We start from the raw sequence: 12,987 nt of genomic DNA, 5'->3' as shown, positions 1-12,987 counted from the left end.
CGATATGCGGGAGGCGTGCCCCGAAGAGGTCAGGTCCCCTTCTCCGGGCCCGCGTGATGGGCGCGCCGGAGGCCCACCCGCTGCCAGACCGCCCGCTGGATCTTGAGCACGGCCGCGCCCACCACGATCAGCACCACGATGTTCACCACGAGCTGGACGAGCGAACCCCAGGCGTCGGGCCAGCTGGTGAACGCGGTGGAGACGGCGATGTCGGCGGCGGCGGGGATCGTCGTGACGGAGATGAACACGCCGAGCAGCGCGCTCGTCCTGGCCTCGGTCAGCGACACGATCCCGACGATCCCGGCCAGGGTGGCGACGGCGATGGAGAAGAAGTTCGGTGTGTTGATCAGGTTGGAGACGGGGCGCAGTCCCCGGTCGAACGCGTCCGACTCCAGGCCGAAGCCACGGATGAGGAGACTGAACAGGAAGGTGACGGCGATCGTCAGAAGGAAGCCCGTCCCCAGCGCGAACAGGCCGCGCCGCACCATGGCGCCGTGCTTCTGGTCGATCCCGAGCGCCACGGCGACGATCGCCCCGTACTCGGGCCCGACGACCATGGCCGCCACGATCAGGATCTGCGAGTTGGTGACGATGCCGACCGAACCGATCATTCCCGCGATGACGAGATAGAGGTAGAAGCTCGGCCGGTACCGGCCCTCCGCCCGGATCCGTGCCTCGACCTGCTCCCAGACCGGCGCCCCTCGCAGCGGTCCGAGGGCCCGCCGTCCGCCCTCCGCGGCCGCGCTCGCGAAGGCCATGTCCACCGGTTCGATGACCAGCGAGCCCCGCTGGTCCACCCGCAGGGTCCGCAGCCGGTGCAGGACCTCGTTGGCCGCCCCGGTCAGGATGTCGCAGGCGATGGAGTCGCCGTCCGGATGGCGCGCGGCGGCCCGCTGCAAGATCAGGTTGAGCACGCACGGATCGTCCGCGAGCAGGGCGACGACCTCGTCGGTGAGGTCGGGCGGGCTCACCGCGCGGATGTGGATCATGTCCATACCGCTACCTCCGCGGCTCCGGCTGCGGCTTCAGTTCCGGCTCCGGATCCGGCTCCGTGGGACGGAACTCCGCCCGGCCGGCGGCACGGGGGTCACTCCAGTAACGCGGCCCCGGCCCCGTTCGGCAAACCGGGCATCCGCCGACCGTGGAGCCCGCCGCCCCCTCGGGCGGCCACGCGGCCGTACTGGGAGGATCGGGGCGTGGACACTCCCGATACCCTCCCCGAACCGCTGCCCGGGGCCCAACCGCTGTCCGGGGCCGACGGGGCCCTCGCACCGGACCCGGCGGCCGAGGACGCCCCGACCCGCCGCCTGGTCCGCTGCCGCCTCTGCGGCCGCCCTCTCACCGGCGCCGACTCCCGCCGCACGGGCCTCGGGCCCTCCTGCGACGCCAAACTGCACCCCGCACCGCCCGACATCCGCACCCGCCGCCACGAGGTCGACCAGGACACGCTGCCGGGCACGTGAACACGGGCCGCACCACAGCAACACGGGCCGTACTACAGCCGCCGGAACAGCCCTTCCTGCACCACCGACACCAGCAGCTGACCCGCACGGTCGTAGATCCGGCCGCGCGCCAGACCGCGCCCGCCCGTCGCGATCGGCGACTCCTGGTCGTACAGGAACCACTCGTCCGCCCGGAACGGCCGGTGGAACCACATCGCGTGGTCCAGGGACGCCATGTCGAAGCCGCGCGGGCCCCACAGCGGCTCCACCGGGATGCGGACCGCGTCCAGGAGCGTCATGTCGCTCGCGTACGTCAGCGCGCACGTGTGCACCAGCGGGTCGTCGCCCAGCGGGCCCACCGCGCGCATCCACACCGCGCTGCGCGGATCGGCGTCCTGGATCTCGTCCTTCGTCCAGCGCAGCCGGTCCACGTAGCGGATGTCGAAGGGCTGGCGGCGGGCCATCCGCTCCAGCGCCTCCGGCAGCGCGCCGAGGTGTTCGCGTACCTCCTCGGCGACCGTCGGCAGCTCCTCCGGGTCGGGGACGATCCGGGCCGGCGGCAGCTGGTGCTCGAAGCCGGCCTCCTCGGGACGGTGGAAGGACGCCGTCAGGTTGAAGATCGTCCGGCCCTCCTGGACGGCCGTGACCCGGCGCGTGGTGAAGGACCTGCCGTCGCGGACCCGCTCGACCTGGTAGACGATCGGTACGCCGGGACGGCCCGGGCGCAGGAAGTAGGCGTGCAGCGAGTGCACCGGCCGCTCCCCGTCGGTCGTCCGGCCCGCCGCCACCAGCGCCTGGCCCGCGACCTGGCCGCCGAAGACCCGTTGCAGGGACTCCTCCGGGCTGCGGCCGCGGAAGATGTTGACCTCGATCCGTTCCAGGTCGAGAAGGTCGACCAGGCGCTCGGCCGGATTCGTCATGCCGTACCTCTCCAGTTCCGCGTCGGGGATCCGCTCACAGCTGTCCGACCTCGGTGACCCGGACGACCGCCCGGCCCTCCTCGTCGGACGCGGCCAGGTCCACCTCGGCCTTGATGCCCCAGTCGTGGTCGCCCGCCGGGTCGGCGAACGCCTGCCAGACCCGCCACAGCCCGTGCGCCGGGTCCTCCTCGATCTTCAGCAGCTTCGGGCCGCGCGCGTCCGGGCCGGTGCCGATCTCCTCGTGGGCGTCCCAGTACGCGTCGAGCGCCTCGCCCCACGCGTCCTCGTCCCACCCGGAGTCGCCGTCCAGCTCGCCCAGAGCACCGGCCCGGTCCAGCGCGGCCAGCTCCACCCGCCGGAACATCGCGTTGCGCACCAGCACCCGGAAGGCGCGCGGGTTGGCCGTGACCGGCTTGACCTCGTCCGCCTTCTCCTGCGCCTGCTCGGCCGTCTCCACCTCGGGGTTGGCCAGCTGCTCCCACTCGTCCAGCAGGCTGGAGTCCACCTGGCGGACCATCTCGCCGAGCCAGGAGATCAGGTCCTGGAGGTCCTCGGACTTCACGTCGTCCGGGATCGTGTGCTCCAGCGCCTTGTACGCGCTCGCCAGGTAGCGCAGCACGATGCCCTCGGTCCGGGCCAGCTCGTAGTGCGAGGTGAACTCGGTGAAGGTCATGGCCCGTTCGAACATGTCCCGGATCACCGACTTCGGCGACACCGGGTGGTCGTTCACCCACGGGTGGCTCGTGCGGTACACGTTGTACGCGTGCCACAGCAGCTCGCTCAGCGGCTTGGGGTACGTGACCTCCTGGAGCCGCTCCATCCGCTCCTCGTACTCGACGCCGTCGGCCTTCATCTGCCCCACGGCCTCGCCGCGCGCCTTGTTCTGCTGGGCCGCCAGGATCTGCCGGGGGTCGTCCAGCGTCGACTCGACGACCGAGACCATGTCCAGTGCGTACGACGGCGATTCGGCGTCCAGCAGGTCGAACGCGGCCAGCGCGAACGTGGACAGCGGCTGGTTCAGCGCGAAGTCCTGCTGGAGGTCGACCGTGAGGCGCACGATCCGCCCCTCGGCGTCCGGCGTCTCCAGCTGCTCCACCACCCCGCCGTCCAGCAGCGAACGGTAGATGGCGATGGCCCGCCGGATGTGCCGCAGCTGCGCCCGGCGCGGCTCGTGGTTGTCCTCCAGCAGGCTCCGCATCGCCTCGAAGGCCTTGCCGGGACGCGCGATGACCGCGAGCAGCATCGTGTGCGTGACCCGGAAGCGGGAGCTCAGCGGCTCCGGCTCGGACTGGATCAGCTTGTCGAACGTGGTCTCCGACCAGGCGACGAACCCTTCGGGCGCCTTCTTACGGACCACCTTCCGCTTCTTCTTCGGGTCGTCGCCCGCCTTCTTGACGGCCTTCTCGTTCTCGATGACGTGCTCGGGGGCCTGTGCCACGACGAACCCGGCCGTGTCGAACCCGGCCCGCCCGGCCCGCCCGGCGATCTGGTGGAACTCCCGCGCCCGCAGCGTCCGCACCCGGGTCCCGTCGTACTTGGTGAGCGCCGTGAACAGCACCGTACGGATCGGTACGTTGACACCGACGCCGAGCGTGTCCGTCCCGCAGATCACCTTCAGCAGACCCGCCTGCGCCAGCTTCTCCACCAGGCGGCGGTACTTGGGCAGCATGCCCGCGTGGTGCACGCCGATGCCGTGGCGCACGTAACGGGAGAGGTTCTGGCCGAACTTGGTGGTGAAGCGGAAGCTGCCGATCAGATCGGCGATCTTCTCCTTCTCCTCCTTCGTGCACATGTTGATGCTCATCAGCGACTGCGCCCGCTCGACCGCCGCCGCCTGGGTGAAGTGCACGATGTAGACCGGCGACTGCCGGGTGTCCAGCAGCTCGGTCAGCGTCTCGGTGATCGGCGTGAAGCGGTACTCGTAGCTCAGCGGCACCGGACGGGTCGCCGAGCGCACCACGGAGGTCGGGCGGCCGGTGCGGCGGGTCAGGTCCTTCTCGAACATCGAGACATCGCCGAGCGTCGCCGACATCAGCACGAACTGCGCCTGCGGCAGCTCCAGCAGCGGGATCTGCCACGCCCAGCCCCGGTCCGGCTCGGCGTAGAAGTGGAACTCGTCCATCACGACCTGGCCGATGTCGGCGTACTTCCCGTCGCGCAGCGCGATGGAGGCCAGCACCTCCGCCGTGCAGCAGATCACCGGGGCGTCCGCGTTGACCGAGGCGTCACCGGTCAGCATGCCGACGTTCTCGGTACCGAAGAGCTTGCACAGGTCGAAGAACTTCTCCGAGACCAGCGCCTTGATCGGCGCGGTGTAGAACGTCACCTTGTCCTGGGCCAGCGCGGTGAAGTGCGCGGCGGCCGCCACCAGGCTCTTGCCCGAGCCGGTCGGGGTGGAAAGGATCACGTTCGCCCCGGACACCACCTCGATCAGCGCCTCCTCCTGAGCCGGATACAGCGTGATGCCCTGGCTCTCGGTCCATGACGAGAAGGCCTCGAAGAGGGCGTCGGGGTCGGCGGTCTGGGGGAGCTGGTCGATGAGGGTCACGCCCCCATCTTGCCTGCCTTCGGACCGGATGAGGGAACCGGCGGGCACCAGGAAGATCATGGGCGATACGCTGCGCACTCAACCAGCCCGCGCCGCACCGGTGATGGGCGCACCATGCTCTGGGGGCGGAACAAGCCATGATGGGACCGGCACACTCTCTGTCAGGGGCAGCGGCCTGGCTGGGGGTGGGTGCGGCGGCCGCCGCGGCGGGCCACACGATGCCCTGGCCCGTCCTCGTCGTCGGGGCGCTGATCTGCGCGGGAGCCGCGCTCGCCCCGGACCTCGACCACAAGTCGGCCACCATCTCGCGCGCCTTCGGCCCGCTCTCCAAAGGGCTCTGCGAGATCACCGACAAGCTCTCGTACGCCGTCTACAAGGCCACCAAGAGCACGGCTGACCCCCGCCGCACCGGTGGCCACCGGACACTGACCCACACCTGGTTCTTCGCCGTCCTGATGGGGGCCGGCTGCTCCTTCGCCGCGATCAACGGCGGGCGCTGGGCGGTCCTCGCGATCCTCTTCGTCCACCTGGTGCTCGCGGTGGAGGGCCTGCTCTGGCGGGCCGCCCGGGCCTCCAGCGACGTCCTCGTCTGGCTGCTCGGTGCCACCAGCGCCTGGATCCTGGCCGGCGTCCTGGACCAGCCCGGCAACGGCGCGGGCTGGCTCTTCGACGCTCCCGGCCAGGAGTACATGTGGCTCGGCCTGCCGATCGTGCTCGGCGCCCTGGTCCACGACATCGGGGACGCGCTGACCGTCTCGGGCTGCCCGATCCTGTGGCCGCTGCCGATCGGCGGCAAGCGCTGGTACCCGCTCGGCCCTCCGAAGTTCATGCGGTTCCGGGCCGGCAGCTGGGTGGAGATCAAGCTGCTGATGCCCGCGTTCATGGTGCTCGGGGGAGTGGGAGCGGCCGCCGCCCTCAACTTCATATGACCCGGCGGCTGTGTCGCGGGCAGGCGGTCCGGCCGGCCCCGTAGCACCATGGCCGCATGCTGCTCGCCGAGCTCGCCCAGGTCTCCCTGGAGGTCGCCGCCACCTCCGCCCGGTCCAAGAAGGTGGCCCTCCTCGCCGCGCTCTTCCGGGACGCCGGACCCGACGACGTGCCCGTCGTCATCCCGTACCTCGCCGGACGGCTCCCCCAGGGCCGCATCGGCGTCGGCTGGCGTTCCCTCGGGGACCCCGTCGAACCCGCCGCCGAGCCCACGCTCACCGTCACCGGCGTCGACGCCGAGCTGACCGCGCTGGCCGCGATCTCCGGCACCGGCTCCCAGGCCCTGCGCCGGGACCGGCTGCGCGCGCTCTTCGCCGCCGCCACCGAGGACGAGCAGCGCTTCCTGAAGGCCCTGCTCACCGGCGAGGTCCGCCAGGGTGCCCTGGACGCCGTCGCCGCCGACGCGCTGGCCAAGGCCGCCGAGGCCCCGCCCGCCGACGTCCGCCGGGCCGTGATGCTCGCCGGATCGCTCCAGGAGGTGGCCCGGACCCTCCTCGCGGACGGGCCCGAAGCGCTCGCCGCCTTCCGGCTCACCGTCGGCCGGCCCGTCCAGCCGATGCTGGCCCACACCGCCGCCTCCGTCACGGATGCCGTCGACAAGCTGGGCCCGTGCGCGGTGGAGGAGAAGCTCGACGGCATCCGCGTGCAGGTGCACCGGGACGGCGACCGGGTCCGCGCCTACACCCGCACCCTCGACGACATCACCGACCGGCTGCCCGAACTCGTCACCGCCGTGGCCGCGCTGGAGACCGGGCGCTTCATCCTGGACGGCGAGGTGATCGCGCTGGGGGAGGACGGCAGGCCGCGCCCCTTCCAGGAGACCGCCGCCCGGGTGGGCTCGCGCCGGGACGTGGCCGCCGCGGCCGCCGGCGTACCGATCGTGCCCGTCTTCTTCGACGCCCTCTCGGCCGACGGCGAGGAGCTGCTCGACCTTCCCTTCGCCGAGCGCCACGCCGCCCTGGCCCGGCTGGTCCCCGAGACCCTGCGGGTCCGGCGCGCGCTGGTTCCGGACCCTGCGGACGCGGACGCCCGCCGGGCCGCCGAAGCCTTCCTCGCCGAGACCCTGGAGCGGGGCCACGAAGGCGTTGTGGTCAAGGACCTGGCCGCCGCCTACAGCGCGGGCCGTAGGGGCGCGTCCTGGCTGAAGGTCAAGCCGGTGCACACCCTGGACCTGGTGGTGCTGGCCGCCGAATGGGGGAGCGGACGGCGTACGGGAAAGCTCTCCAACCTCCACCTCGGCGCGCGCCGGCCCGACGGCACCTTCGCGATGCTCGGCAAGACCTTCAAGGGGCTCACCGACGCGCTGCTGGAGTGGCAGACCGAGAAGCTGCGGGAGCTGGCGACCGAGGAGAACGGGCACGTGGTGACCGTACGCCCGGAACTCGTCGTGGAGATCGCCTACGACGGCCTCCAGCGCTCCACCCGCTACCCGGCCGGTGTCACCCTCCGCTTCGCCCGCGTCCTGCGCTACCGCGAGGACAAGACGGCCCAGGAGGCCGACACGGTGGAGACGGTCCTCTCACGACAGCGTTGAGCCGCGCCCCGGGGGACGGGGCGCGGCTCGGAGCCGGTGCTCAGTGCTTGATCGTCGCCGACGCCGTGTGCTCCTTGATCTGCTCGGGCGTCAGATAGGCGCCCGTGTACTCGAAGTCCCGCAGCGTCGCCGGCTTGCGCGCCTGGAACCCCGTCCGTACGAAATCGTCACCGGCGACCGCGTTGAGCAGCCAGTTCGTCATGACCCGGGTCTTGGCGACGTTCGTCCGCAGCGCCGACCAGTGGTAGCCGCGCGCCACGGCCTGCGCGGGCAGCCCGTGCAGCTCGATGCCGAGCGGCTTGGAGACCGCGTCCTTGCCGCCGAGGTCCACGACGAGACCCAGGTCCTTGTGGACGTAGTCCTTGAGCGGCTGGTTGCGCAGCGAGGCGATCAGGTTGTCCGCCATCACCTTGCCCTGGCGCATCGCGTGCTGAGCGGTCGGCGGACAGACCGCCCCGTCGCCCTTGGCCAGATCGGGCACCGCCGCCGCGTCGCCGAGCGAGAACACCCCGTCCGAACCCGGCAGCTTCAGCTGCGGGGTCACGGCGAGCCGGCCGCGTACGGTCTCCGCGCCGAGCGTGGCGATCAGCGGGCTGGCGGCCACTCCGGCGGTCCAGATCAGCGTCCGGCAGGGCAGCACCCGGCCGTCGGTGAACGTCACCTCCTCGGCGGAGGCCTTGGCGATGGAGACCCCGAGCGACACCTCGATGTTCCGCTTGCGGAGGATCTCCAGGGCGGCCTTCCCCAGCTTGTCGCCCAGCTCCGGCATCAGCTTGGGCGCGATGTCGATCAGATGCCACTTGATCAGCCTCGGGTCCAGCCGTGGATAGTGCCGGATCGCGTTCGTGGTGAGCCGTTGCAGGCAGGCGGCCGTCTCCGTGCCCGCGTAACCGCCGCCGACCACCACGAACTGGAGCCGCGAGGCCCGCTCCGCCTCGTCCTGGCTGGCGTCGGCCAGATCGAGCTGCGCGATGACGTGGTCGCGTACGTACGCCGCCTCCGCCAGCGTCTTCATCCCGCGCGCGTGGTCCAGCAGCCCGGGGATGTCGAACGTCCGGGTCACGCTGCCCGCGGCCAGCACGATGTAGTCGTACGGCTCGTTGACGACCTCGTCCGTGATCTTCCGGATGACGCAGACCTTGGCCTTCGTGTCCACGCCGATCGCTCCGCCGGGGATGATCCGGGTGCGGTGGCGGCGGCTGCGGCGCAGGGAGACGGCGACCGACTGCGGGGTCAGCACACCGGAGGCCACCTGGGGCAGCAGTGGTAGGTAGAGCTGGTACGAGAACGGCGTGACGAGCGCGATGTCGGCCTCGCCCGGAGCGAGCCTGCGCTCCAGCCGCTGTACACATTCGACACCTGCGAAGCCGGCGCCGACGACGAGAATCCTGGGTGGTGCCACGGTCTGCGTCCCTTCTCGGGCTTGCGTGGTTCTGCGCTCGCCTGCCCCGTATACCGGCCGATGCACTCCTCATCCTCACCGGATGCACCCCGGTCCGCCTCCCGGCGGTGGTGAACGGGCCGCCGCACGGTGGACCGGAGGAGCGCCACGGTCACATCGGCGGACCGGTCGCTCCCATCCCGTCGAAGGGAGGCGAAGGCGCGGCGAGTACGCTGCGGGTGCGCGCGCGGCCGTGCGGCGCAAGCCCTCCGCAGCCGCCCCGACTCCTCGAAAGCCCCTGGTATGCCACCGCTCCGCGCCTCGCGCCCCGCCGCAACGGCGGCCGGGATGGTGCGCGGGCTGCGGGCGGGGTCGCTCGCCGTGCTGTGCGTGTCGCTGCCGCTCGCCGCTCATCTGCTCGCCCGCTGCCAGGCCCCGGTGTGGGCCGTCGTCGCCGCGGTCGCGGTGGTCGCGGTTCCGGCGGCGGTGGTGCTGACCCGGCGGCGTCTGTCGGACACCCAGGTCGTCGCGGTCCTGGCCGTCTCGCAGCTGGCGTACCACCTGGCGTACGCGCTGCCCGGCGTCTGCCGTGCGGTGGGCGCGGGCGGCGTGCCGCTCTGGACCGGGCACGTGGCGAGCACCCATGTCCCTTCGGGTGTGCTGCTCTCCGGACAGCTGGTCGCGCTGCTCGTCGCGGCCCGCGCCCTCGGCCTCACGGAGCTGCTGCTCGGGCGCGGCCGGCCCCTGCTGGCGGCGGTCGGCCGCCTCCTGGCCTTCGTACGGCCGCCGGCCTGCGAACCCCGCGTCCATGGGGCGCGGCGAAGGCACCGAGAGCGTACGCGGCGGCCGAAGTCCGCCGTCCTCGCGCGGCTGCGATCGGGGCGGGCCCCGCCGCCCGGGCCGCCGCTCCTCCGGCCGATGCCGGTCGGCGGCCCCTGCCTGCCCTGACGGGCCTCGCCACGCCCGTCCTGCCCCGCCGGGCACCCGACCACCGCCGTGTCCGGCCCCATCCATGAGGACGCACGACCCATGAAGAAGCATCTGATCGTCGCCGCGGTGATCCTGGCCGCCCTGGCCGCGGGCCTCGGCTCCTTCCTCCTGCTGGCACCCGAGGACCGCGACCGGGGGATGGCGGACGTCGAACCCGCCGCCCAGGCCCAGCCCGTACGAGCCTCCAGCCACCGGCTCACCTCGCCGGAGCGGAGCGAGCTGACGGTGGTGGAGTTCCTGGACTTCGAGTGCGAGGCGTGCGGAGCGGTGTACCCGGCCGTGGAGAAGCTGCGCGAGGAGTACGGGGGCCGGGTCACCTTCATCGCCCGCTACTTCCCGATGCCGGGACACAAGAACGCGCAGCTCGCCGCCCGTACGGTGGAGGCCGCGGCCCGGCAGGGCAAGTTCGAGGAGATGTACGGCAAGCTCTTCACCACCCAGGCGCAGTGGGGCGAGGCCGACGAGTCCAAGGAAGCCCTCTTCCGCACGTACGCCGAGGAACTCGGCCTCGACATGGAGAAGTTCACCGCCGCGCTGAACGACCCGGCCACCGCCGAGCGGATCGAGGCCGACCAGCGCGACGGCCTCGGCCTCGGTGTCCAGGGCACACCGACGTTCTTCGTCGACGGGCTCAGGATCCCCAACCCCGGCTCGTACGAGGAGTTCCGCGCGCTCATCGAGAAGCGGCTCGCGCGCGGGTGAGGCGACGGCTTCAGGAGCACATACGGTCCGTGCTCCTGAAGCCGCCGCGCGAACCTAGTATGTGAACGCGGGCGCATGAAGAGGGCGCGGGACGGAAGTAGGGACGGGGCATGCGACGGCTCGGAGAGCTTGAGGCCGAGATCATGGACCGCCTGTGGACCTGGGACCGACCGGCGACGGTCCGCGAGGTCGTGGACGACATCAACCTCCGCCGCCCCGCCGCCTACACGACGGTGATGACCGTGGCCACGATCCTCTACAACAAGGGCTGGCTGACCCGGCGGAAGCAGGGGCAGGCCTGGCTCTACACGCCGGTGCGCAGCCGTGAGGCGTACGCGGCGGCCCTCATGGAGGACGCCTTGGGAGCGAGCCGGGACCGCTCGGCCGCCCTCGTCCACTTCGTGGAGCGGATGACCGACGAGGAGGTCGCCGCGTTGCGTGAGGCGCTGCGCGCGACGGGCCGGGACGGCGAGCTGTGAACGCCGCCCCCGCCTTCCTCGGCTACGCGGCCGCCGTCGGCGTGCTGGCCCCGCGCCTGCTGCTCCGCAGCGGTTGGCCGCAGCGCTCACCGCTGCTGGCGGTCGGCGTCTGGTTCGCGCTCGCGGCGTCCTTCTCGCTCTGCGTCCAGCTGGCCGCCGCGCACCTCACCACACCAGGTGCTCATCTGCACGGCATCCTCTACTCCTGCCGCGCCGCCCTGGGGCTCGGCGGCGAACCCGACGGAGGTACGGGCCCGTCCTGGGGCCTCGTGGCGCTCGCCGTCCTGCTCGCCGCGCACCTGTCCGGCTTCGCCTTCCACGCCGTACGGGCGTACGCCGCCCGCGCCCGGCACCGCGACGTCCTGGACAAGGTGGGCCGGCCCTCGGCGCTGCTGCGGGCCACGGTGGTGGAGCACGCCGAGCCCGCCGCGTACTGCCTGCCGGGCCGCCGCCCGCGGGTCGTCCTCAGCAGCGGCGCCGTCGACGCCCTCTCGCGCGACGAGCTCGGCGCCGTCGTCGAACACGAACAGGCCCACATCCACGGCCGCCACCACCTGCTCATCGCGGCTGCCCACGCCTTCGCCTGGGTCTTCCCGGCGCTGCCGCTGGCCCGCCACCTGCGCGAGCAGATCCCGCTGCTGCTGGAGATGGCCGCCGACGACCGCGCCCTGCGCCGCTCGCCGCACCACGCGCTGGCCACGGCGATGTTCACCCTCGCCGCCGGCCGGGCGCCGCGCGGGACGCTCGCGGTCGGCGGCGAGACGGTGGTGATCCGCCTCAAGCGCGTTCTGGTGCCGCCCCGCAGCGCGCATCCCGCCCTGCGCTGCACGGTCGGCACCGGCGCCCTCATGGCTCCGCTGCTCCCCGTCCTGCTGACCTGCCACGCCGGACTCGGGTGACGGGCGCCTGCGTCAGATCCGTACGCCCCACATGAACGGCATCCCGCTGCGCGCCATCGACTCGTAGCGCACCACGGCACCCGGCTTCGGCGAGTGGAGGATCTGGCCGTTCCCGGCGTAGAAGCCGACATGGCTCAGGTCGGTGCGCATGATGACGAGGTCGCCGGGCTTGAGCGCGCTCAGGGAGCTGATCCGGGTCCCGGCGTCGGCCTGCGCCTGCGAGGTGCGCGGCAGGTTGACGCCTGCCTGGCGGAACGCCCAGGAGGTCAGCCCCGAGCAGTCGAACGACCCCGGGCCCGTCGCCCCCCACACGTACGGCATGCCGACCCGGGACTTGGCCGCCGCGAAGGCCGCTGCCGTGATGCCCGAGGCGCTGGCCTCGTTGCCGAGCTCGACCCGCGCGCTGGAGCGGTTGGCGCGCTCCTCCTTGGCGGCGATCTCGGCGCGCTCCTTGGCCGTCAGCGTGTTGAGGAGTTGCTGCGCCTCGGCCAGCTTGCCCTGGATCTCCTTCTTCCGGTCGCCCAGTTCCTTCCGGGTGTCCTGGAGGGCCGCGAGCTTGGTACCGGCCTGGGTGCGCTGCTGCTGGAGGGCGCGCTGCTCGGAGAGGAAGCGGTGGAGGGCCTGCGACTGGCGTGCGCTCAGCCGGTCCAGGACCGCCGCCTCGTCCAGATACGCGTCCGGGTCGGAGGAGAGCAGCAGCCGCACCGACGGGTCGATCCCGCCGCTGCGGTACTGCGCGGCGGCCGCCGAACCGAGGCCGCGCCGCAGCTCGTTGAGGTCGTCCTGCTTGCGGGCCACCGCCTCCTGGAGGTTGTCGGCCTCCTTCCGCAGCTTCTCCGCGTTCTCCTTCGCCCCGTTGTACTTCTCCGTGGCCTGCGTCGCCTCCTCGTGGAGGCGGTCTATCTGCGCCTGCACGCCCTTCTTGTTGGGATCGGGCAGCGGATCGGCGGACGCCGGAGAGGCGGAGAGCGCCACGCTCACCGCGGCGGTCGCCGTGAGCACGGACGCGTAGCCGTTGCCGGGCTGCTTGGGACGACGGTGGGAGGCCACTGGGGCGGGCTCCTTCTTCCTCGGGCCGCCGACCGAGGGGCCGTGCGGAGGCTGG

12 protein-coding genes are annotated in these 12,987 nt (G+C 72.3%); 7 read left to right on the top strand and 5 right to left on the bottom strand.

The genetic code is table 11. The annotated features are described in order from the left end of the window. Nucleotides 1-29: 29 nt before the first annotated feature. Nucleotides 30-995, bottom strand: coding sequence for a DUF389 domain-containing protein (locus tag ACQP09_RS02685; RefSeq protein WP_433395673.1), 966 nt, complete (start codon nucleotides 993-995; stop codon nucleotides 30-32). 201 nt (nucleotides 996-1,196) lie between these two features. On the opposite strand from ACQP09_RS02685, the gene ACQP09_RS02680 reads away from it, so the two are divergent. After that, nucleotides 1,197-1,463, top strand: a complete 267-nt coding sequence (locus ACQP09_RS02680; RefSeq protein ID WP_433395671.1) for a DUF6011 domain-containing protein — start codon at nucleotides 1,197-1,199, stop codon at nucleotides 1,461-1,463. A gap of 32 nt (nucleotides 1,464-1,495) precedes the next feature. Here the strand turns inward: ACQP09_RS02680 and ACQP09_RS02675 are convergent, their stop codons facing one another. Both ACQP09_RS02675 and ACQP09_RS02670 read right to left on the bottom strand, forming a co-directional pair. Next, nucleotides 1,496-2,362, bottom strand: a complete 867-nt coding sequence (locus ACQP09_RS02675) for an acyl-CoA thioesterase (RefSeq protein WP_432149944.1) — start codon at nucleotides 2,360-2,362, stop codon at nucleotides 1,496-1,498. A gap of 34 nt (nucleotides 2,363-2,396) precedes the next feature. Further along, nucleotides 2,397-4,970 carry a DEAD/DEAH box helicase gene (locus tag ACQP09_RS02670; RefSeq protein ID WP_433395670.1) on the bottom strand — a complete coding sequence of 858 codons (2,574 nt, stop codon included), beginning with the start codon at nucleotides 4,968-4,970 and terminating at the stop codon, nucleotides 2,397-2,399. Nucleotides 4,971-5,047: 77 nt separating this feature from the next. On the opposite strand from ACQP09_RS02670, the gene ACQP09_RS02665 reads away from it, so the two are divergent. Beyond that, on the top strand, nucleotides 5,048-5,839 hold the full coding sequence (locus ACQP09_RS02665; RefSeq protein ID WP_433395668.1) for a metal-dependent hydrolase: 792 nt from the start codon (nucleotides 5,048-5,050) through the stop codon (nucleotides 5,837-5,839). 56 nt (nucleotides 5,840-5,895) lie between these two features. Beyond that, nucleotides 5,896-7,431, top strand: coding sequence for an ATP-dependent DNA ligase (locus ACQP09_RS02660; protein ID WP_433395666.1), 1,536 nt, complete (start codon nucleotides 5,896-5,898; stop codon nucleotides 7,429-7,431). A gap of 40 nt (nucleotides 7,432-7,471) precedes the next feature. Here ACQP09_RS02660 and ACQP09_RS02655 read toward each other — a convergent pair whose 3' ends face one another. Then, nucleotides 7,472-8,833, bottom strand: coding sequence for an NAD(P)/FAD-dependent oxidoreductase (locus tag ACQP09_RS02655; protein ID WP_433395664.1), 1,362 nt, complete (start codon nucleotides 8,831-8,833; stop codon nucleotides 7,472-7,474). 282 nt (nucleotides 8,834-9,115) lie between these two features. On the opposite strand from ACQP09_RS02655, the gene ACQP09_RS02650 reads away from it, so the two are divergent. The 4 genes from ACQP09_RS02650 (at nucleotide 9,116) to ACQP09_RS02635 (ending at nucleotide 11,882) form a co-directional block, all read left to right on the top strand. Then, on the top strand, nucleotides 9,116-9,760 hold the full coding sequence (locus ACQP09_RS02650; protein WP_433395662.1) for a hypothetical protein: 645 nt from the start codon (nucleotides 9,116-9,118) through the stop codon (nucleotides 9,758-9,760). Nucleotides 9,761-9,841: 81 nt separating this feature from the next. Further along, on the top strand, nucleotides 9,842-10,504 hold the full coding sequence (locus ACQP09_RS02645) for a DsbA family protein (protein ID WP_433395660.1): 663 nt from the start codon (nucleotides 9,842-9,844) through the stop codon (nucleotides 10,502-10,504). A 110-nt stretch (nucleotides 10,505-10,614) separates the two neighbouring features. Further along, a complete protein-coding gene (locus ACQP09_RS02640) occupies nucleotides 10,615-10,983 on the top strand; it encodes a BlaI/MecI/CopY family transcriptional regulator (RefSeq protein WP_433395658.1) in 369 nt (122 codons plus the stop codon). Continuing rightward, nucleotides 10,980-11,882 (top strand): M56 family metallopeptidase, encoded by a 903-nt coding sequence (locus tag ACQP09_RS02635; RefSeq protein WP_433395656.1) that lies wholly within the window; start codon nucleotides 10,980-10,982, stop codon nucleotides 11,880-11,882. Before ACQP09_RS02640 ends, ACQP09_RS02635 begins: the two co-directional genes overlap by 4 nt. 12 nt (nucleotides 11,883-11,894) lie before the next feature. On the opposite strand, the gene ACQP09_RS02630 is transcribed toward ACQP09_RS02635, so the two are convergent. Further along, nucleotides 11,895-12,932 (bottom strand): NlpC/P60 family protein, encoded by a 1,038-nt coding sequence (locus ACQP09_RS02630; protein ID WP_433395654.1) that lies wholly within the window; start codon nucleotides 12,930-12,932, stop codon nucleotides 11,895-11,897. Nucleotides 12,933-12,987: the final 55 nt, after the last annotated feature.

The organism is Streptomyces sp. CA-146814 (assembly GCF_050942385.1).
Classification (GTDB): domain Bacteria; phylum Actinomycetota; class Actinomycetes; order Streptomycetales; family Streptomycetaceae; genus Streptomyces.
This window is presented reverse-complemented; position numbering and strand designations above follow the sequence as displayed.

Bases quoted from the DNA above. Each gene is read 5' to 3' on its own strand.
- ACQP09_RS02685 (WP_433395673.1), bottom strand. From the start codon at position 995: ATGGACATGATCCACATCCGCGCGGTGAGCCCGCCCGACCTCACCGAC.
- ACQP09_RS02675 (WP_432149944.1), bottom strand. From the start codon at position 2,362: ATGACGAATCCGGCCGAGCGCCTGGTCGACCTTCTCGACCTGGAACGG.
- ACQP09_RS02670 (WP_433395670.1), bottom strand. From the start codon at position 4,970: ATGATCTTCCTGGTGCCCGCCGGTTCCCTCATCCGGTCCGAAGGCAGG.
- ACQP09_RS02665 (WP_433395668.1), top strand. From the start codon at position 5,048: ATGATGGGACCGGCACACTCTCTGTCAGGGGCAGCGGCCTGGCTGGGG.
- ACQP09_RS02660 (WP_433395666.1), top strand. From the start codon at position 5,896: ATGCTGCTCGCCGAGCTCGCCCAGGTCTCCCTGGAGGTCGCCGCCACC.
- ACQP09_RS02650 (WP_433395662.1), top strand. From the start codon at position 9,116: ATGCCACCGCTCCGCGCCTCGCGCCCCGCCGCAACGGCGGCCGGGATG.
- ACQP09_RS02645 (WP_433395660.1), top strand. From the start codon at position 9,842: ATGAAGAAGCATCTGATCGTCGCCGCGGTGATCCTGGCCGCCCTGGCC.
- ACQP09_RS02640 (WP_433395658.1), top strand. From the start codon at position 10,615: ATGCGACGGCTCGGAGAGCTTGAGGCCGAGATCATGGACCGCCTGTGG.